Below are 19,938 nucleotides of genomic sequence, written 5' to 3'. Positions count from 1 at the left end.
GTGATCGTGCTGCTGGTGGTGCTGGTGGCGTTCATTCAGTTTGGCGGTGATCGGCTGGCCAAGGTGTTGAACAAGCGCTGAGGTATCATCGCGGCAAGACCATCAGTTGGCGAACCGCGATGACCCTCGACCCCAAGGCCCTGCAGCAGATCACCGAGACTACGCTGGGCAACTACAACCAGACCGCCGAGCGCTTCCGCGAAGGCACACGCGACCACGATGTGAGCCAGAACATCGAGGCCTTGCTGCGGCATATCCAGGTGCCGGCACCCGCGCGGATACTCGACTTCGGCTGCGGCCCGGGCCGCGACCTGCGCACCTTCACTGCGCTGGGCCACACGGCCACGGGGCTGGACGGCAGCGAACGCTTCGCCGAAATGGCGCGAGCCGACAGCGGTTGCGAGGTGTGGCAGCAGAACTTCCTGGCGCTGGACCTGCCCGCCGGCCAGTTCGACGGTATTTTCGCCAATGCCGTGCTGTTTCACATTCCGACCCAGGAACTTCCCCGGGTACTGCGCCAACTGCATGCCACGCTCAAGCCTGGCGGCGTGTTGTTCAGCTCCAACCCCCGGGGCGAGAACCAGGAAGGCTGGAACGGCCCCCGTTACGGTGCCTACCACGACCTGGAGAACTGGCGGCGGGTACTGGCAGAGGCGGGCTTCACGGAGCTTGAGCACTACTACCGCCCGGCAGGGCTGCCGCGTGAACAGCAGCCTTGGTTGGCGAGCGTCTGGCGCAAGGCGTAAGCCTGCGCCTCGCCGCGTAATCAGGTCTTGCGCGGTTCCTTGATCTTGTACCAGGCCACATAAAGCGCCGGCAGAAACAGCAGGGTCAGCAGCGTGGCGCTGATGATGCCGCCGATCATGGCGTAGGCCATGGGACCCCAGAACACTTCACGGGCGATGGGGATCATGCCCAGGCTGGCGGCCGCGGCCGTCAGCAGGATTGGCCTGCGACGGTGCTGGGTGGCTTCCACCACGGCGTCCCATGGCTCATACCCGTCCCGCTCGAAGGCGTCGATCTGGGTCACCAGGATCACCGAGTTGCGGATGATGATGCCGATCAGCGCCAATATCCCCAGTATCGCCACAAAGCCCATGGGCGTGCCCGTCGGCACCAGCGCCACCACTACGCCGATCAACCCCAGCGGCGCGACGCTGGCCACCAGGAACATCTTTTGCACACTGTGCAGCTGGATCATCAGGAAGGTCGCCATCAAGAACACCATCAACGGCACCACCCGCGCGATGGGGCCCTGGGCCTTGCCACTTTCTTCCACGGTACCACCGGTGGCCACCTTGAAACCGGTGGGCAGGCTGCTGGCGAACTTCTCGATGGTCGGCTTGAGCTGGGTAACCAGGTCGGTGGGCTGGATCTGGTCGCGCACCGCGGCTTTGATGGTGATGGTGGGCAGGCGATCACGCCGCCACACCAGCGGCTGTTCCAGCTCGTAACGCACCGTGGCGAAGGCCAGCAGTGGAATGGAGACCCCACTGGGGGTAACGATCTGCAGGTTCTGCAGGGTTTCCGGCGAGTCGCGCTCGACGTTCTCCGCCCGGCCCACCACGTTGATCAGGTAGATATCATCATTCACCTGGGTCACCGCCGTACCACTGACGATGCTGTTCATCAGCTTGGCCACGTCTTCGGAAGACAGCCCCAACTGCCGGGCCTTGTCCTGGGCGATGTCGATACGCAGCACCTTGCCCGGCTCGTTCCAGTCATAAATGATTTCGCCGATATGCGGGTTCTGGTCCAGCAGGGTGGCCAGGTCGATGGCGTGCTTGCGCACCTGGTCGATGTCCTTGCCGCTGACCCGGTACTGGATCGGCCGCCCCACTGGCGGGCCCATTTCCAGGGTTTGCACGTAGCTGCCGATGCCGACGAAATCTTCGCGCAGACGCTTGCGCAGCCGGTCCATCAATGCGGCGCGCTGCTCCAGGCTCTTGCTGACGATCACCAACTGGGCGTAGTAAGGGTTTTCCAGTTGCTGGTCCAGGGGCAGGTAGAAACGGATGGCGCCCTGGCCGATGTAAGTACTCCAGCGCGCGATGTCCGGGTCGTCCTTGAGCGTGGCTTCCAGCTTGTCGACGGCCTTGCGGGTTTCGTTGATCGAAGCGTTCTGCGGCAGGTTGAGTTCCAGCAGCACTTCGGGCCGGTCGGAAGACGGAAAGAACTGGTTCTGCACAAAGCGCATGCAGAACACCGCCAGCAGGAACAGCCCCACGGTGATCAGGATCGTCAGCCAGCGATGGCGCATGGCCCACAGCAGCCCGCCGTTTAAGGCCCGGCCGATGCGCCCGGGCTCATCGGAGTGCGGCTTCACGTTGGTGCTGAGGATATGCACACCCAGCACTGGCGCGAACAGCACCGCCACGCCCCAGGACACCAGCATGGCCACGGCAATCACGGCGAACAGGGTAAAGGTGTACTCACCCGCGGAGCTTGCATTGAGGCCGATGGGCACGAAACCGGCTACGGTCACCAGGGTACCGGTGAGCATCGGGAACGCAGTGGAGGTATAGGCGAAGGTGGCGGCCTGCTCCTTGGTCTCGCCTTTCTCAAGGCGCGTGACCATCATCTCCACGGTGATCATGGCATCGTCCACCAGCAAGCCCAGGGCGATGATCAGGGCACCCAGGGAGATCCGTTGCATGGTGATGCCGCTGTACTCCATGAACACGAAGACCATGGCCAGCACCAGCGGAATGGAACACGCCACCACCAGCCCGGCACGCACGCCCAGGCTGATGAAGCTCACCACCAGCACGATGATAACGGCCTCGAACAACGCGCTGGTGAAGCCGCCCACGGCCTCTTCCACCACCTGAGCCTGGTCGGAGACATTGTGGATGCCGACACCCACCGGCAGGTCGGCGGTGATCTCGGTGATGCGCTGGTGCAGCGCCTTGCCGAAGGTCTGGATGTTGCCGCCGTCACGCATGGCGATGGCAAGGCCAATGGCCGGCTGGCCGTTGTAGCGGAACATGGGCGTGGGCGGGTCGCTGTAGCCGCGCTGAATATCAGCCACATCGGCCAGACGATAGAACCGGTCATTGAGCCGCAGGTTCACCGCCGCCAGGTCTTTCTCGGAAGCGAACTGGCCGCTGGTGCGCACCGAAATGCGCTCGGGCCCGGCTTCGATGACCCCGGCGGGGGTCACGGCGTTCTGGCTCTGCAAGGCCTCTACCACTTGGCGCTGGTCGATACCCAGGGCGGCCAGCTTGCGGGTCGAGAAATTGAGGTAGAGCACCTCGTCCTGCTGGCCGATCAATTGGATCTTGCCCAGCCCCGGCACCTGGCGGATCTCGGCCCGGGCCTGCTCCACGTAGTCGCGCAGCTGGCGCATGCTCAGGCCATCGGCGGTAAAGGCGTAGATGGAACCGAACACGTCACCGAATTCATCGTTGAACGCCGGCCCCTGGATACCCTGGGGAAAGCTGCTGCGAATGTCGTCGATCTTCTTGCGTACCTGGTACCAGATCTGCGGAATGGCCTTGCCGTTGGTGGTGTCGCGCAGGTACACGAACACGGTCGACTCACCGGGCCGGGTGTAACTCTTCACGTAATCCAGCGAATCCAGCTCTTCGAGCTTCTTCTCGATGCGGTCGGTGACCTGCAGCAGGGTTTCGTCCTGGGTTGCGCCCGGCCAGCGGGTCTGGATGACCATGGTCTTGATGGTGAAACTGGGGTCTTCCTCGCGGCCCAGGTTGAGGTAGGAAAATACCCCCATCAGCAACGCCACGAACATCAGGTACCAGACGAAGGACTGGTGCTTGAGCGCCCAGTCGGACAGGTTGAAGCTTCCTTTCATCGCGTACTGCCCTCGTCCACTTTGACCTTCTGCCCCGGCTTGAGGCTGTTGACGCCGGCGCTGACCACCCGCTCGCCGGCCTTGACCCCGGCGCTGATCACTACACGGCCCTCGGCGCGGCTCAACACCTGCACGTCACGGGGGGCGACGGTCTGATTCTGCAGGTCGATCACCCAGATACGAGATTTGCCTTCGACTTCCTGAATAGCGCTGAGGGGCAATTCCACCCTGGGTTCGATGGCCGTGCTCAGGGTAACGCTGATGGCGGTGCCCAAGCGCAAGGCCGCCGGGGTTTCAGCCAGGGTCAGGCGCGCACGGCGGGTGCGGGTGGCGCTGTCGGCCTGGGGTTCGAGTTCGCGCACGGTGGCCGTGGTATTGATGCTCGGCTCCAGTTGGTCAGCCACTTTGAAACGAACGTCGCGGGGCAGGTTTTCCGCCAGCGATGAAGGCAGATCGATGACCGCCTCCTTGATGTCCGGGCGCGCCAGGGTCACCACTTCCTGACCGGCGCTGACCACCTGGCCTGCTTCGACGTTCCAGTGGGTGACCACGGCGTCGTGGTCCACGCGCAGTTCGCTGTAGTTGAGCTGGTCCTTGGCCTGGCTGACCGAGGCCTTGGCCTGGTCCAGCGAGGCGCGGGTGGTCTTGAGGTTGGTCTGGGCCACGTCCAGTTGCGCCTGGGCGCCGACGCCGCGGTCGAACAGCTCCTGCTGGCGGCGAGCATCGGCCTGGGCATTGATCCACTGGGCCTGAATCCGCGCCAGGTCACCCTGGCTGGAGCGCACCTGGTTCTGCAGGTCGGTAGGGTCCAGCGTAGCCAGCAGGTCACCAGCTTTTACTTCGCTGCCCACGTCCACGGCCCGACGGGCAATGCGGCCCGATACCCGGAAGCCAAGGGTGCTTTCATAGCGGGCCTGGATGGTACCGGCGAAACGGCCCAGTTGCGCTACGTCCAGTGGGCTGACCTGAACCGACAATACCGGGCGCACCGGTTCTGGCGGCGCTTCCTCCCTGGAGCAGCCCGCCAGCAGGACACCCAGGCAGGCCAGTGCGGTCACGTGCTTCATGGCTTGTCCTCGGCATGTTCCTGCTCGGCGATTTCCACCTGCATGTCCGGGTGCAGCAATTGGCCGCCCGCCACCACTACTTTCTCGCCGTCGTGCAAGCCGTCGGCGACCACTACCTTGCCGGTCAGGTAGCGGCTGACGCTGACCTTGTGCAGGTTAGCCTTGCCCTGGTCATCCACCACCCACACGGCAGGGTCGCTACCGTCCTTGGTCAGCGCTGACCAGGGCAGCTCGACACTGGGGCGCGCCGGCCCGGTCAGGGTACCGCTGACCACGGAGCCAAGGGTCATGCCAGTGGGCAGGCTATCCAGGGCTACCTTGACCTGCAAGGTACCGGTCTGCGCCGACACGGCCGGGGTGACTTCACGGACCTTGCCGCGGGTTTGCACACGTGGGTCTTCCACCAGGCTCACGGGCACCGGCTGTTCGGTAGGCGGCTGCACGAACAGTGATTCATAGACGTTGAACACCGCGTCACGCTCGCCGTCGCGGGCCAGGCTGAAGATCGGCACAGTGGCCTGCACCACCTGCCCTACTTCGGCCTGGCGGGCGGTGATGATGCCTGGCGCATCCGCCACCAGGTCGGTATAGCTCAATTGCTCGCGGGCACTGGCCAATTGCGCGTTGGCGGCGGCCAGGGCGCTTTGGCTGCTGCGCAGCGCGGCCTGGGCGGAGTCGTATTCACTCTGGCTGGTGTAGCCCTTGGGTAGCAGCTTTTGCTGGCGCACGAAGGCGGCCTGGGTCTGGGTGACCCGCGCCTGCTCGGCGAACACGGCGGCCTTGGCGGAGTCGACATTGGTCTGCAGGTCTTTGGGGTCGAGCTGGGCCAGCACCTGGCGGGCGCTGACACGGTCACCCACATCGACCATGCGCTTGATGATCTTGCCGCCCACGCGGAACGACAACTGGGTTTGCACCCGCGCCTGGATATCCCCGGTGAGGCTTACCGGCGGCGCGAAATCCAGCGCCTGCACAGCCTGCACCCGCACCCGCGGGCGCTCGGGTTCAGGTTGTTTATCCTGACCACAACCGGCCAGCGCTGCCGCCAGGCACAGCCCCCCCACGAACCTCAACCGAACAACCGCCATGCAGGCTCCTTTGCGTGCGTATCCCAGCCCAGAATTGATGCGACTGTGATCGTAGCTCAGGGTTCATCGAATATACAGAGATGATCGGAGATTTTGGCGGCACGATTGCGGCCTGGGGTAGCTGCTTCCGGGCAGGGCACCCCGCTCGAACGCCAACATCTGTTTTGCAGGCAGGATGGATCTTTTCTGCACGTTCGTACTCGAAACCCCCAACCTGCCTACCGCCAAGGAAGCCCCATGATGACCAACAAAACGTCGACCCCGCCTGCCCCTCAGGATTTCATCAAGCTGCTGGCCGCGTTGCGCCGCGCCGTAGCAGCCCCGCGCTGATCAGCAGGCAATAAAAAACGCCGACGCTGTGCAAGCCGTCGGCGTTTTTGTTTCAGCCTGAATCAGAACGCAGGCAACACCGCGCCGTTGTACTTCTTGGCGATGAATTCCTTCACTTCCGGGCTGGTCAGGGCAGCGGCCAGTTTCTTGATGGCGTCGCTGTCCTTGTTGTCCGGGCGGGCAACCAGGTAGTTCACGTATGGCGAATCGGCGCCTTCGATCACCAGAGCATCCTTGGCCGGGTTCAGGCCGGCGTCCAGGGCGTAGTTGGTGTTGATCATGTCCAGGTCAACCTGGTCCAGGGCGCGTGGCAGCATGGCCGATTCCAGCTCCTTGAACTTCAGATGCTTGGGGTTCTCGGCGATGTCTTTCGGGGTAGCCAGGGCGTTCTTCGGATCTTTCAGGGTGATCAGGCCGGCTTTCTGCAGCAGGATCAGTGCACGGCCGCTGTTGCTGCCTTCGTTCGGAATGGCAACGGTGGCGCCGTCCTTCAGCTCAGACAGCGACTTGATCTTTTTCGAGTAGCCACCGAAGGGTTCAACATGCACGCCGACCACGGTCACCAGGTGGGTACCCTTGCCGTCGTTGAAGTTTTGCAGGTATGGCAGGGTCTGGAAGTAGTTGGCGTCCAGACGCTTCTGGTCAACCTGCACGTTGGGCTGCACGTAGTCGGTGAATACCTTGATCTCCAGGTCCACGCCTTCCTTGGCCAGGGTTGGCTTGACCAGCTCCAGGATCTCGGCATGCGGTACCGGGGTGGCAGCGACCACCAGTTTCTCGTTGGCGTTGGCAACACCCATGGTCAGGGCGGCGGCCAGGGCAGTGAACAGCAGAGCCTTTTTCATGCAATGTCCTTGATCAATAAGGTGCCAGCGGCTTGATTGGCTGGCTTGGAGGCGGACGATACCGACATTCTTTATGCCAAGACAATATCTTTTATTTCGCTGCTTATGCCCTTTTCAACATTTTCCGGCCAATGGCCATGTCCGCGCCTCATGCATGCCTCAGCCCTTGTGTTGCGCCAGGCGCAACGCCGTCCGTTCCACAAGCGCCTTCAGCCCCTGAAGGCTTGAGCCAGAGCCTTCGCCAAGCAGCAGCTGGATCTGGCGTTCAATATCCGCCAGGGGGTCGACGATAGCCGGCAGGTTCAAGTGTTCCGGCAGGATCTCATCACCACTGCTGACCAGCAGCGCGAAATGGATGACATTTTCAAGCTCCCGGGTATTGCCCTGCCAGACATGACGCTCCAGAACCAGCTGCGCACTTTCGCTGATCAGCGGAACGGGCAGGTTCAGGCGTACGCTGTAGATGCCGACGAAATATTCGGCCAACGACAGGATATCGCCCGGCCGTTCACGCAACGCAGGCAGCTCCAGCTGGCCCTCGCTGAGGTAATGAAACAGGCGCTCGTTGAACTTGCCCGCCGCTACCGCCTGGGCCAGGTCGATGCTGGTCGCGGCCACCAGGCGCACATCCACGGGGCTGGGCTGCTGCGCGCCCACACGGGTCACTTCATGGTTTTCCAGCGCCGCCAGCAATTTGGTCTGGATGGGTAACGGCAGGTCACCTATTTCATCCAGGTAAAGGGTGCCACCGTTGGCCGAACCGAACCAGCCGGCCCGGCTGCTGACCGAACCACTGTAGGCGCCCGCCGTGTGGCCGAACAGCTCGGCATCAGCGTAGGTAGGGCTGATGGCCCCGCAATTGACCGACACGAACAGGCCGCCGCGGTCGCTGGCACGGTGAATGTGCCGCGCCAGCAACTCCTTGCCGGTGCCGGTCTCGCCGCGTATCAGTACCGGTAAGGCACGGCTGGCCAACCGCTCCATGTCCTCGCGCAATTGGCGGGAACGCGGGTCGACGAATACCAGCGCCTTGGCACGGATGCTCAGCGGGCTCTTGTCGGCTTCGGGAAAGGTCAGCAACGGCGGACCGAATTGTTCAGACTGGCTCATGAAAAAAACCTTATGCGCGACGCAAGGCGTGCTGCTCGATACGACCCTGCAAGCGGTACAGATAAGCGAAACCCTGCTCCCAGCGCTGGTGGCCGGACTTGACGTTGATATGCCCGGCGCCGGTGATGAGGCCGGCCTCGCTACCCCAGTCGCGGGCCATTTCCAGAGCACGCGGGGCACTGACGGCCGGGTCGTTGTCGGAACTGACGATCTGGCTGGGAAAAGGCAACAGGTGACGCGGGACAGGTGCGAAATTGCGCAATGCGGGCGAGCAGGCCGGCCGCTCGACATCGGCAGGGGCCACCAGCAGCGCTCCACGCACCTTGCGTAGCGATGCCAGTGGCGCGTGCTCAGCCCAGTGGGCCACGGTCACACAGCCCAGGCTATGGGCGATCAGGATGGCGGGCGTGTCATCAGCGTTGACCGCTTGTTCCAGCGCACCGACCCAGGCCTCGCGCTGAGGGGCGAACCAGTCCAGTTGCTCGACCCGCGCACTGTTGGGCAGGCTGTTCTGCCAATGTGTTTGCCAATGGTCCTCGGGCGAGCCCTGCCAGCCTGGGACTATCAGATAGCGGATCGATTCACTGCGCATGGAATACGCCTCCTGCATCATTTTGCGTGGGGTTCAGTATAAGGGTCGGTCATATATCCGTTAAGGAATAAGAAGCTATTTATTAATAACTTATAACCATATAACTGGGCCGCTTAAGGCCGGATTCCCAACAATCTAAATTATAATCATTCTCATGTATAGATTTGACGGCGCCTTGCCCTGTGCCTTCAGGCTGCCGCTTCGCAGACCAGGTGTTGCTTGGACGCGGCCAGCGACCGCTGCCACGGGGAGAGATACCTGCTGAATAGGTGTGGGTCGGATCCGACATCATCGGGCTGTCCACTTCGGACAATCACCCTTACAAGGAACGTTTAATCATGACCAATGATCAAGTAATCGCTGCAATCGCTCACCTGGTCGGTACTCAGTATGAGCCCGGCGTAAAAGCCCAGATCACCCAACTGACCGAGCGTGCTCGTGTCGTCGGCCCAAACGAAATGTCGACCAGGGAATATGACCTGAACCGCGTCCATATCGTCGCCAACGCCACCGGCACCATCGAGGCATTCACGTTCGGCTGACCCAACGCTGAGCAAAAAAAAGGCCCGTATCGTGAGATACGGGCCTTTTTTTGTCGGGCGAAAATCAATTACTTGATTTTGCCTTCCTTGTAGATCACGTGCTTGCGAACAACCGGATCATATTTCTTGATCTCGATTTTGTCCGGGGTGGTGCGCTTGTTCTTGTCGGTAGTGTAGAAGTGACCAGTACCGGCACTCGAAATCAAACGAATCAATTCACGCATGATTTTGCTCCCTTAGACCTTGGCGCCAGCAGCGCGGATTTCGGCCAGCACGACATCAATGCCACGCTTGTCGATGATACGCATGCCTTTGGCGGATACGCGCAGACGCACGAAACGCTTCTCGGACTCGACCCAGAAGCGGTGATGCTGCAGGTTCGGCAGGAAACGACGACGGGTTTTGTTGTTTGCGTGGGAAATGTTATTCCCGGTTACCGGACCCTTACCGGTAACTTGACAGACTCTCGACATGCCTCAGCCCTCTAAAACCACATGCCCAACCCGGCATGGGTTGGCCGCTTATCTCTCAGTCTTGGCGCCAGGCGCCGCGTTTCTTCAGGGGTCTTACCAGCCTCGCTCGCAGGCGAAGGATCCGGGCCCCTAGAAAAGAGCGCTGCTTTATACCAGAAAGACCTGCGGGCAACAACCATGACCTCACTTTCAATTTTCATCCGCCGCCGTTCCGCAGGCCCAAAGGCCGCCGTTACGGGGTGCGCTGGCGGGCGACCGCTCGTCGTGCCATCGGCGAAAATTTGGATAGTCAATTGCCCCGCGGATCTCTAGGGTAGGAACTTTATCCAGACTGCACTGGCAGATGGGCCATCAATCAGCCAAGGAACTCACCCATGCGTCTAGCGACTTTGCCGCTGCTGCTCGCTCCTCTCTTCACCCCGTTGCTGGCCCAGGCGGCACCGTTGACCGTGTGCACCGAAGCCAGCCCCGAAGGTTTCGACGTGGTGCAATACAATTCGCTGACCACCACCAACGCTTCCGCCGATGTGCTGATGAACACCCTGGTGGACTACGATACCGCCAAGGCCAAGGTGGTGCCGAGCCTGGCCGACAGCTGGACGTTGTCAGCCGACGGCCTGACCTACGAGTTCAAGCTGCACCCCGGGGTGAAATTCCACAAGACCGAATACTTCAACCCCAGCCGCGACCTGACGGCCGACGATGTGGTGTTCAGCTTCCGACGCATGCTGGATGAGGACAACCCCTGGCACAAGATTGCCCAGAGCGGCTTTCCCCACGCCCAGTCCATGCAACTGCCCAGCCTGATCAAGAAAGTCGAGGCCGTGGACCCACTGACCGTGCGCTTCACCCTGGCCCATGCCGACTCCACCTTTCTGGCCACCCTGACCATGGGCTTCGCCTCGATCTACTCCGCCGAATACGCTGACCAGTTGCTGCGCGCCAACACCCAGGACAAGCTCAACAGCCAACCCATCGGCACCGGCCCCTTCGTCTTCGGCCGTTTCCAGAAAGACGCCGTGGTGCGCTACCGCGCCAACCCCACCTACTTCCGCGGCAAGCCTGCGGTGGACCCATTGCTGTTCGCCATCACCGGCGACACCACCGTGCGCTTGCAGAAACTCAAGCGCAACGAATGCCAGATAGCCCTGTCTCCCAAGCCGCTGGATGTGGATGAAGCCAGCAAGGACAGTTCGCTGCAGGTGATCAAGACGCCAGCGTTCATGACCGCCTTCGTGGCCATCAACAGCCAGCACCCGCCGCTGGACAAGCCTCAGGTGCGCCAAGCCATCAACCTGGCGTTCGACAAGGCCAGCTACCTCAAGGCAGTGTTCGAAGGCACCGCGGTGGCCGCCAACGGCCCCTACCCGCCCAACACCTGGAGCTACGCCAAGGACCTGCCTGGCTACAACTACGACCCGGCCAAGGCGCGCGAACTGTTGGCCAAGGCAGGCCTGAAAGACGGTTTCAGCACCACTATCTGGACCCGCCCGTCCGGCAGCCTGCTCAACCCCAACCCCAGCCTGGGTGCACAGATGCTCCAGGCGGACCTGGGCAAGGTGGGCATCAAGGCCGAGATCCGCGTGATCGAGTGGGGCGAGCTGATTCGTCGCGCCAAGGCCGGTGAGCACGATCTGCTGTTCATGGGCTGGGCTGGCGACAACGGCGACCCGGACAACTTCCTGACCGCGCAATTTTCCTGCGCGGCCGTGCAGTCAGGCACCAACTTCGCCCGCTACTGCGACCCGGCGCTGGACAAGCTGATCACTGCCGGCAAGACCACTGGCGACCAAGGGGTACGCAGCAGGCTATACCTGCAGGCCCAGCAGCAAATTCAGGAGCAGGCCCTGTGGGTGCCGCTGGCGCACCCTACCGCCGCCGTGCTCGCCCGTGACAACGTCAAGGGCTACCAGGTGAGCCCATTCGGGCGGCAGGACTTCTCGAAGGTCACAGTGGGCCAATAACCGCCTTGCAACTGCACCAAGTCAGGGCCGCATCGCGGCCCTGCACGTTTCAGGGGCGAAAAAACCGCTACGATCGTCCATAAACGCCGTCGAAATACCCGTGAACGTCATGGCAGGCAAATTGCTACTACTGACTCATCCTTTGTAGTCAAAGTAAGGAATGGCCAATGCCCCTGCGTAGCGACTCGATGCAGCTCTCCCCCGCCGAACGCCGCTGGCTGCCCTGGTTCGGCAAGACCGGCAAGCTGGCCATGCGCTGGGCCTGCCACTGGAACCGGCATGCCGCGCCTACCCTGGAGAAGACTTTCGAGGCCATCGCCGATACCCGGGTCAAGCTGCTGCATGCCTGGGCCAATGAGCAATGGCAGCACCTGGCGGAACTGGCGGCCATCCTGGCGCGTGAAGCCGGTGGCCTGGATGCCGGGCTGCTGGCTGACAAGCTGCGCCAGGCTCCCTGCTTTTCCGAGTTGTTCGTGGTCGACCCGCAAGGCCAGTTGCTGGCCAGCACCTTCAACGGCGCCGCGCAGGGCCGCCAAGTGAATCCGGCGGCACTCAAGGAAGGTCTGAAAGCCCCTTTCCTGCACGGCCCGTACGTTGACCCGCTGACGCTGCAGATCGGCCCTTCCACGTCGCGCTTCCACGATGAAGTGACGCTGATGTTCTACCAGCCGCTCACGCATGATGGCAAACCCCACGGCTGCCTGTGCGGTCGTGTACCCAATGACGTGCTGGGCGACCTGATTCAGCGCGAAGCCGGGCACATCTTCCCGGAATCGGGGGACAACTACCTGTTCATGGCCCAATCGCGGTTCGACGCCGCGGTGGCCCCTGGCACCGCCCTTTCGCGCTCACGCTTCGAGGACAACGCCTTCACCCACGGCGACAACCTCAAGGGCGGGGTCAACACCGCCTTCGGTGTGGTCCGCGTGCAGCGCCATACCGAACTCGAGCTGCGCTTCACCGACCCGGCCACCGGGCAACTGCACCCTGGCATCCGCGAAACCATGCGTGCGGGCAGCAACCTGTTCGTCACCTACCCCGGCTACTCCGATTACCGCCACATTCCGGTGGTCGGCAAGGGCGTGACCTTTCAATTACCGGGCTCCCCGGACCGCTGGGGCATGATGTGCGAGGCCGACCTGGAAGAGGTCTACCGCCGCCGCTCCCTGACCCACGGGTTGATGAAGCCCTACCTGGTGACCATGGCCGGGCTGTTCGCCTGCAACTTCGGCGTGCAGCATTACAGCGGCCTGGACCAGACCTTCATCGACCTCATCCAGGTGTTCAGCATCCTCATCGCCGGCCTGCTGTTCAGCGCCCTGGGGCCCAAGCGCCTGGCCGCCCGACTGGAAGCCATGACCGACGTGATCCGCACCATCGCCGAGGGCGAAGGCAACCTGCGCCAGCGCCTGGACACCGCGACCATGGCCAATGATGAAACCGGGGACATGAGCCGCTGGATCAACAGCTTCATTGACAACCTCGACGCGGTGGTCGGCCAGGTCATCGCCGCCTCCCACTCGGTGGGGCAGACCAACGAAATGATGCTGGGCAAAAGCCGCATCGCTGGCCAGACCTCCAACGATGTGGCGCAGGCCATCCACCGCATGATGATCATCGTCGAGGGCCAGCTTGGCGAGATCCAGCAAGCCTCCCTGACCGCCGAGCAAATGAAGCAAGCCATGGACGAAGTCGTCCTGCGCGCCCAGGAACAATTTGCCTCGGTGCAGGCCGGCACCCAGTCAATCCGCGACGTGGTGCAGCGCTCGGCCACCAGCGTGCAGGAACTGGACAAGCGCATGAGCGAGATTGGCACCTTTACCGGGCTGATCACCGACATCACCAACCAGACCAACCTGCTGGCCCTGAATGCCGCCATCGAAGCCGCCCGCGCCGGGGAGAACGGCCGCGGCTTCGCCGTGGTCGCCGACGAAGTCCGCACTCTGGCCAGCCGCACTGCCCAGGCCGCCGCGCAGATCCGCACCATGGTCGAAGGCCTGCAAAGCGAGACCCGCAACGCCGTGGCCTTCATGGAGGGCGGCGTGCAGAACGTCGACGAAAGCCTGCGCCTGGCCGAAAGCGCCTCCTCGGAGAATGTGCAGTTGCATGAAGCGGTGGACAACCTGTTCGGCATCATCCAGCAGCTGAACGAAAAGAGCCTGGACTGCGGGCAGACCATCAAACAGGTCGACCAGGCCAGCGGCGACATGCGCCAGACCGTGGTGGTGTTGCAGAACAGCGCCGAGCGGGTGAAACACAATGCGAGCAAGTTGCAGCAGTTGGTGGGGCAGTTCGAGGTGACGGCAGGTGCTGCTTGAGATGAGTTCAATGCCTTTTTCTGAAATGGCCAGCAACGGTTGACACCCTGGACATCAATGCCTACTGTCTACATTGTAGACAACGTATACGCAACGATCTGGAGTGCTACCATGGCCTCACCTGTCCTGTCTTTCCGAGTGGAATCCGAGCTGATCAGCCAGCTCGATCAATTAGCCGAGGCGACCGACCGGGACCGCCAATACCACCTGAAACGGGCATTGGAGCGATATATCGAGACAGAGTCCTGGCATTTTCGCGCAGTGGCTGAAGGTATCGCCGATGCTGAAGCAGGCAACCTAATCGAATTGGATGCCGTGAAGGCTAAGTGGGAAGCGCGTGCCAAAAATCGCATTGACCAGCAAAGCGGAAAGTGACCTCGACGGAATTTTCGAGCATTACGCTCGCTTGATTGGCAATGAAAGAGCGGAAGCAGTCGCTTTCAGCGTACTGGAAGCACTCAGCACCCTGGACGCCTTCCCGCAGCTTGGCAGGCCTTCTGATATTCCCGATTGCAGGGAGTTGATCTTTTCGAAATACCCTTACCGTGCGGTTTACACGGTCAAAGGCAATAAGTTGCTGATCTATCGAATCCTGCATCAGCACGCTGAACGCCCGGAAGACTGGTAATCACCCGCCGCAGCGCAGCTTTGCGACTGCGGCAGGTGCCGTGCCTATCGCGGCATGACGACCCGACTTGAATCAGGTCAGAGCCATCCATATTCCACCATCGACAATGGCTCCCCCTCCCCCACGATAAAGTGGTCCAGCACGCGCACCTCAACGTATTCCAGCGACTCCTTGAGCCGCTTGGTAAGTACCCGGTCCGCCTGGCTGGGATGCGGGTTTCCGGAAGGGTGGTTATGGGCAAGAATCAACGCCGCCGCGTTGCGGGCCAATGCGCGCTTGATCACTTCCCTGGGATAGACGCTCGCGCTGTCGATCGAGCCTTGAAAAAGAATCTCGAATCCCAGCGGACGATGCTTGGTGTCCAGAAACAAGCACCCAAACACCTCACGAGCCTCATGACGCAGGACCGCCTTGAGATAATCACGCACGGCGCCTGGACTCTCCAGGGAAGGCTCCTTGTACAACTGCTCCGCCAGGTGACGACGCCCCATCTCCATCACCGCCTGCAATTGAGCGAATTTTGCCGGACCTAACCCCGCCTGCTCACTGAAAGCGGCTTGGTCCGCCGCAACCAGCTCGCGCAAACTACCAAAGCGGCTGATCAGTTCGCGCGCCAGATCCACGGCCGACTTGCCAGGAACCCCCGTGCGCAGAAAAATGGCCAGCAACTCCGCATCCGAAAGGCTTGCCGCACCTTGCCTCAACAGCTTTTCCCGAGGCCGTTCGGCTACCGGCCAATTTTGAATACTCATAGCGGCTCCCTGCCAGTGTGCTCGCTGCTCCCCAATGAGCGCTGTGCTATCTTAGCCCATCTTTTTTGCACGGTGAGCCGGCCCGGGGAGGTGCCATCACCGAGCGTCATCACTGGATCTGAAGGCAGGCCTATGCAGCGGCTGTATCGAAAACGCATCGTTCTGGGCGTCGGCGGCGGCATCGCCGCCTACAAGAGCGCCGAGCTGGTTCGCAGGCTTCTGGACCAGGGCGCCGAAGTGCGCGTGGTCATGACCCGCGGCGGCGCTGAATTCATCACCCCGCTGACCATGCAGGCTCTGTCGGGCCACCCTGTGCACCTGGACCTGCTGGACCCGGCCGCCGAAGCCGCCATGGGCCATATCGAGCTGGCCAAGTGGGCCGACCTGGTGCTGATCGCCCCGGCTACCGCCGACCTGATCGCGCGCCTGGCCCAGGGCTTGGCCAACGACCTGCTGACCACCCTGGTGCTGGCCACGGATGCCACCGTGGCGCTGGCCCCGGCCATGAACCAGGCCATGTGGCGCGACCCGGCCACCCAGGCCAACCTGCACCTGCTGCAAAGCCGCGACATGAAGGTGTTCGGCCCCGCAGCCGGCAGCCAGGCCTGCGGTGACATCGGCCTGGGCCGCATGCTGGAGGCCACCGAGCTGGCCCAATGCGCCGCCGACTGCTTCCAGCGCCAGTCGCTGACCGGCAAGCACGTGGTGATCACCGCCGGCCCGACCCAGGAAAACATCGACCCGGTGCGCTACATCACCAACCACAGCTCCGGGAAAATGGGCTTTGCCCTGGCGGAAGCCGCGGTGGAAGCCGGCGCCCGCGTGACCCTGATCAGTGGCCCGGTGCATCTGCCCACGCCAGACCGCGTGCAGCGCATTGATGTGGTCAGTGCCCGCGACATGCTGGCCGCCTGCGAGGCCGCGACCCCCTGTGACGTGTTCATTGCTTCGGCCGCCGTGGCCGACTACCGTCCGGAAGTCGTCGCCCCACAGAAACTGAAGAAAGACCCTACAAACGGCGACGGCCTTCTCCTGCAAATGGTGCGCAACCCGGACATCCTGGCCACTATCGCCACGCGTCCCGACCGCCCGTTCAGCGTCGGCTTCGCCGCCGAGACCGAGCACCTGCTCGATTACGCGGCACGCAAACTCAAGGACAAGAACCTCGACCTGATTGTCGCCAATGACGTGGCCAACCCCAGCATCGGCTTCAACAGCGAGGAAAATGCGGTCAGCCTGATTGACCGCGGGCTCAACACCACGGTGTTCACCCAGACCAGCAAGGGCAAGATCGCCCGCCAGATCGTTTCCTTTATCGCCCAACGGCTAGACCAGGTTTAACCATGCACGCTTTGCAAGCCAAGATCCTCGACCCCCGCATCGGCAGCGAATTCCCCCTGCCCCAGTACGCCACCCCAGGCTCCGCCGGCCTGGACCTGCGTGCCATGCTCAAGGAAGACACCGTCCTGGAGCCGGGCCAGACCATCCTCATTCCCACCGGCCTGTCCATCTACGTCGGCGACCCGGGCCTGGCTGCGCTGATCCTGCCGCGCTCCGGCCTGGGCCACAAACACGGCATCGTGCTGGGCAACCTGGTGGGCCTGATCGACTCCGACTACCAGGGCGAACTGATGGTGTCGTGCTGGAACCGCGGCCAGACGGCCTTCAACATCGCCATCGGCGAACGCATCGCGCAACTGGTGTTGGTACCAGTGGTTCAAGCGCACTTCGAACTGGTCGATACATTCGACGAAACCCAGCGCGGTGCTGGGGGGTTCGGCCACTCGGGCAGCCATTGACTACGCTGGAATGACAGCCAAGGGGCGGCGCCGGTAGCCGACCGTCAAAGGGAGATGCGCGGTGAACGACTTCACAGCAAGCGGCCGTGTCGGCGCTACCGAGACAAGCACGCCCCAGGTTCGTGCCGCCCTCTGGGTCGCCGGCATGGCCTTGGCCGTGGCGACCGTGCTCGTCGGCCTGGGGCTGCCCAGCCCCTCCCCCGACGCCGTCTACCGCTCGGTGGCCCAGGCTTCGGCCAACAGCGAGGGCCAGGTGCTGCACAAGCACATCGCCGTGCTGGCCGCCGAGACCGACAGCGCAGCCCACCAGCAGCAGGTGCTGCAACTGGTGCAGAACCCGGCCCACGCCACGAACCTGGTGGTGGCCTTGGGTTACCTGCCTGGCCTGGTCGACGCCTACGCCGTGGGCAAAGGCCAGGCCGCACTGGACAGTGACCGCCCTTCACCGATCAATTTTGTCACCCTGGATCTCATCCGCCAGGCTGAATCAGGTAATACCCCGCCCCTGCAGGCACAGAAGGTCGGTGACCGTTGGCTGGTCTACAGCCTTGCGCCCGTGCGTGACGCCACCGACTCCAGCATTCTGGGCACCCTGCTGCTAAGCTTCGACCTCGGGCGCGTGACCTCGGAATTCAGCGCCCTGCCGGCCGACGCCGGTGAATGGGTACTGGAGCAGCAATTCGACCAGGGCCCTGCCCAGACGCTGTTCAAGACCGGCGTGGGTGTACTGGACCAGCATTACCCGGTGCATGCGGGAAACTGGACGCTGACCCTCACCCCGGGCACCCTGTTCAAACCCCCGTTGCAGTGGCGCAGCCTGCTCTGCTGGGTGCTGGCACTACTGGTGGCCATTGGTGGCGCATGGCTGGCGCTTTCCATGCTGGCACGTCGCCTGCGCACACAGTTGGCGGCCGATGCCCGACAATTGTCCCAACTGATACAAGAACTCTCGGGCGGAAAAGCCGTCAAAGCCTTCAGTTTGAGCCTGCCGGAGCTCAATATCGTGGCCGCGAGCCTTGCCAGGCTGTCGTTGCAGGGCAACCGGCATGACAGCCCGGCTGTCGCGGCACAGAGCCTTGGCCGTGTAGCACCCCTGGCCGGGAAAGCGGTGTTCGGCCCGGCAGGATCGTTGCATCAAGATACCGACACACTCGATATCGCTATCCCCGACGACGATCAGGACCCCCTGAGAATGGAGCACCTCAACGCTATGAACAGCCAAGCGCACGTCGCACCCCAGTTTCCCGATAGCATCTTTCGCGCCTACGACATCCGTGGGGTTTTCGGCGACACCTTGACCGCCGAGACCGCCTATTGGATCGGCCGTGCCATTGGCTCGCAAAGCCTCGCCCAGGGCGAGCCGCATGTTGCCGTTGGCCGTGACGGCCGCCTGTCCGGCCCAGTGCTGGTGCAGCAACTGATCCAGGGCATCGCCGATTGCGGCTGCCATGTCAGCGATGTCGGCCTGGTGCCGACACCCGCGCTGTACTACGCCGCCAACGTGCTGGCCGGGAAGTCGGGTGTGATGCTGACCGGCAGCCACAACCCTCGGGACTACAACGGCTTCAAGATCGTCATCGCTGGCGACACGCTGGCCAACGAGCAAATCCAGGCCCTGCACGACCGCCTGAAGAACAACGACCTGGCGAGTGGCAAGGGCACCATCGAGAAAGTCGAGATCCTGGATCGCTACTTCAAGCAGATCAAGGACGACATCGTCCTGGCCAAGAAACTGAAAGTCGTGGTGGACTGTGGCAACGGCGCGGCTGGCGTGATCGCCCCGCAGCTGATCGAAGCCCTGGGTTGCGAAGTGATTCCGCTGTTCTGCGACGTCGACGGCAACTTCCCCAACCACCACCCGGACCCGGGCAAGCTGGAAAACCTTGAAGACCTGATCGCCAAGGTCAAGGAAACCAACGCGGACCTGGGCCTGGCCTTCGATGGCGACGGTGACCGCGTGGGCGTGGTGACCAACAAGGGCAACGTGGTATTCCCCGACCGCCTACTGATGCTGTTCGCCAAGGACGTGGTGTCGCGCAACCCTGGCGCCGACATTATTTTCGACGTCAAATGCACGCGCCGCCTGACCCCTCTGATCACCGGCTACGGTGGCCGCCCGGTCATGTGGAAAACGGGGCACTCGCTGATCAAGAAACAGATGAAGATCAGCGGCGCGCTGCTGGCTGGCGAGATGAGCGGGCACATCTTCTTCAAGGAACGCTGGTTCGGTTTTGACGACGGCATTTACAGCGCCGCGCGCCTGCTGGAGATCCTCAGCCAGGAAATAGACAGCGCCGAAGACCTGTTCGCTGCCTTCCCGAACGATATTTCTACCCCCGAAATCAATATACATGTGACCGACGAGGGTAAATTCAGCATCATTGATGCTCTGCAACGCGACGCACAATGGGGCGAAGCCAGCCTGACCACCATCGACGGTGTGCGGGTGGACTATCCCAAGGGCTGGGGGCTCGTACGCGCCTCCAATACCACGCCTGTGCTGGTGCTGCGTTTCGAGGCCGACGACCAGGCGGAACTCGAGCGCATCCAGAACGTTTTCCGCGCAGAACTGAAGAAAATCGCCCCTGATCTCCAACTACCGTTCTGATTCGTTTC

18 protein-coding genes and 1 pseudogene are annotated in these 19,938 nt (G+C 62.5%); 10 read left to right on the top strand and 9 right to left on the bottom strand.

Features of this window, described 5'->3' with window-relative positions:
• Positions 1-81, top strand: a pseudogene (locus QBK88_RS07260) (ABC transporter permease); the annotation flags it as partial.
• A gap of 38 nt (positions 82-119) precedes the next feature.
• Positions 120-746: a class I SAM-dependent methyltransferase gene (locus QBK88_RS07255; protein ID WP_268147151.1), complete on the top strand. Its 627-nt coding sequence runs from the start codon at positions 120-122 to the stop codon at positions 744-746.
• A 20-nt stretch (positions 747-766) separates the two neighbouring features.
• Here the strand turns inward: QBK88_RS07255 and QBK88_RS07250 are convergent, their stop codons facing one another.
• The 6 genes from QBK88_RS07250 to QBK88_RS07225 all read right to left on the bottom strand — a co-directional run bounded on the left by QBK88_RS07250 (position 767) and on the right by QBK88_RS07225 (position 8,846).
• Positions 767-3,814 carry an efflux RND transporter permease subunit gene (locus QBK88_RS07250; protein ID WP_277961509.1) on the bottom strand — a complete coding sequence of 1,016 codons (3,048 nt, stop codon included), beginning with the start codon at positions 3,812-3,814 and terminating at the stop codon, positions 767-769.
• The gene (locus QBK88_RS07245; RefSeq protein ID WP_277961508.1) at positions 3,811-4,881 is read right to left on the bottom strand and encodes an efflux RND transporter periplasmic adaptor subunit; all 1,071 of its coding nucleotides are present in this window, start codon (positions 4,879-4,881) and stop codon (positions 3,811-3,813) included. The genes QBK88_RS07250 and QBK88_RS07245 overlap by 4 nt, the downstream gene beginning before the upstream one ends.
• A complete protein-coding gene (locus QBK88_RS07240) occupies positions 4,878-5,969 on the bottom strand; it encodes an efflux RND transporter periplasmic adaptor subunit (protein WP_277961507.1) in 1,092 nt (363 codons plus the stop codon). Before QBK88_RS07240 ends, QBK88_RS07245 begins: the two co-directional genes overlap by 4 nt.
• Before the next feature lie 392 nt (positions 5,970-6,361).
• The gene (locus tag QBK88_RS07235; RefSeq protein WP_277961506.1) at positions 6,362-7,144 is read right to left on the bottom strand and encodes a MetQ/NlpA family ABC transporter substrate-binding protein; all 783 of its coding nucleotides are present in this window, start codon (positions 7,142-7,144) and stop codon (positions 6,362-6,364) included.
• Between the two features lie 159 nt (positions 7,145-7,303).
• Positions 7,304-8,254: a sigma 54-interacting transcriptional regulator gene (locus QBK88_RS07230; protein ID WP_277961505.1), complete on the bottom strand. Its 951-nt coding sequence runs from the start codon at positions 8,252-8,254 to the stop codon at positions 7,304-7,306.
• A 10-nt stretch (positions 8,255-8,264) separates the two neighbouring features.
• A complete protein-coding gene (locus QBK88_RS07225) occupies positions 8,265-8,846 on the bottom strand; it encodes an alpha/beta hydrolase (protein ID WP_277961504.1) in 582 nt (193 codons plus the stop codon).
• A 338-nt stretch (positions 8,847-9,184) separates the two neighbouring features.
• Here QBK88_RS07225 and QBK88_RS07220 point away from each other — a divergent pair, with 338 nt between their 5' ends.
• Positions 9,185-9,388 carry an I78 family peptidase inhibitor gene (locus QBK88_RS07220; RefSeq protein ID WP_277961503.1) on the top strand — a complete coding sequence of 68 codons (204 nt, stop codon included), beginning with the start codon at positions 9,185-9,187 and terminating at the stop codon, positions 9,386-9,388.
• A 68-nt stretch (positions 9,389-9,456) separates the two neighbouring features.
• Here QBK88_RS07220 and rpmG read toward each other — a convergent pair whose 3' ends face one another.
• Positions 9,457-9,612, bottom strand: coding sequence for a 50S ribosomal protein L33 (gene rpmG / locus QBK88_RS07215; protein ID WP_003177274.1), 156 nt, complete (start codon positions 9,610-9,612; stop codon positions 9,457-9,459).
• A 12-nt stretch (positions 9,613-9,624) separates the two neighbouring features.
• Positions 9,625-9,861 (bottom strand): 50S ribosomal protein L28, encoded by a 237-nt coding sequence (gene rpmB / locus QBK88_RS07210; RefSeq protein ID WP_008366806.1) that lies wholly within the window; start codon positions 9,859-9,861, stop codon positions 9,625-9,627.
• 374 nt (positions 9,862-10,235) lie between these two features.
• Between rpmB and QBK88_RS07205 the strand changes: the two genes are divergently transcribed.
• The 4 genes from QBK88_RS07205 (at position 10,236) to QBK88_RS07190 (ending at position 14,771) form a co-directional block, all read left to right on the top strand.
• Positions 10,236-11,825 (top strand): ABC transporter substrate-binding protein, encoded by a 1,590-nt coding sequence (locus tag QBK88_RS07205; protein ID WP_277961502.1) that lies wholly within the window; start codon positions 10,236-10,238, stop codon positions 11,823-11,825.
• 167 nt (positions 11,826-11,992) lie between these two features.
• On the top strand, positions 11,993-14,143 hold the full coding sequence (locus QBK88_RS07200; RefSeq protein ID WP_277961501.1) for a methyl-accepting chemotaxis protein: 2,151 nt from the start codon (positions 11,993-11,995) through the stop codon (positions 14,141-14,143).
• Between the two features lie 111 nt (positions 14,144-14,254).
• Entirely contained in the window at positions 14,255-14,518 is a 264-nt protein-coding gene (locus QBK88_RS07195; protein WP_277961500.1) for a ribbon-helix-helix protein, CopG family, read from the top strand.
• Entirely contained in the window at positions 14,481-14,771 is a 291-nt protein-coding gene (locus tag QBK88_RS07190; RefSeq protein WP_277961499.1) for a type II toxin-antitoxin system RelE/ParE family toxin, read from the top strand. Before QBK88_RS07195 ends, QBK88_RS07190 begins: the two co-directional genes overlap by 38 nt.
• 77 nt (positions 14,772-14,848) lie before the next feature.
• Here the strand turns inward: QBK88_RS07190 and radC are convergent, their stop codons facing one another.
• Entirely contained in the window at positions 14,849-15,523 is a 675-nt protein-coding gene (radC, locus tag QBK88_RS07185) for a RadC family protein (protein ID WP_277961498.1), read from the bottom strand.
• Positions 15,524-15,655: 132 nt separating this feature from the next.
• Here radC and coaBC point away from each other — a divergent pair, with 132 nt between their 5' ends.
• The 3 genes from coaBC (at position 15,656) to algC (ending at position 19,930) form a co-directional block, all read left to right on the top strand.
• Entirely contained in the window at positions 15,656-16,864 is a 1,209-nt protein-coding gene (gene coaBC / locus QBK88_RS07180; protein ID WP_158152804.1) for a bifunctional phosphopantothenoylcysteine decarboxylase/phosphopantothenate--cysteine ligase CoaBC, read from the top strand.
• A 2-nt stretch (positions 16,865-16,866) separates the two neighbouring features.
• Complete coding sequence (gene dut, locus QBK88_RS07175; RefSeq protein ID WP_158152803.1) at positions 16,867-17,322, top strand: dUTP diphosphatase; 456 nt, start codon at positions 16,867-16,869, stop codon at positions 17,320-17,322.
• 1,210 nt (positions 17,323-18,532) lie between these two features.
• Entirely contained in the window at positions 18,533-19,930 is a 1,398-nt protein-coding gene (algC, locus tag QBK88_RS07170) for a phosphomannomutase/phosphoglucomutase (RefSeq protein WP_277961512.1), read from the top strand.
• The last annotated feature ends 8 nt before the right edge of the window (positions 19,931-19,938 follow it).

Origin of the sequence: Pseudomonas sp. RIT-To-2, from assembly GCF_029623465.1 — a bacterium.
Classification (GTDB): Bacteria; Pseudomonadota; Gammaproteobacteria; order Pseudomonadales; family Pseudomonadaceae; genus Aquipseudomonas; species Aquipseudomonas silvicola.
This window is presented reverse-complemented; position numbering and strand designations above follow the sequence as displayed.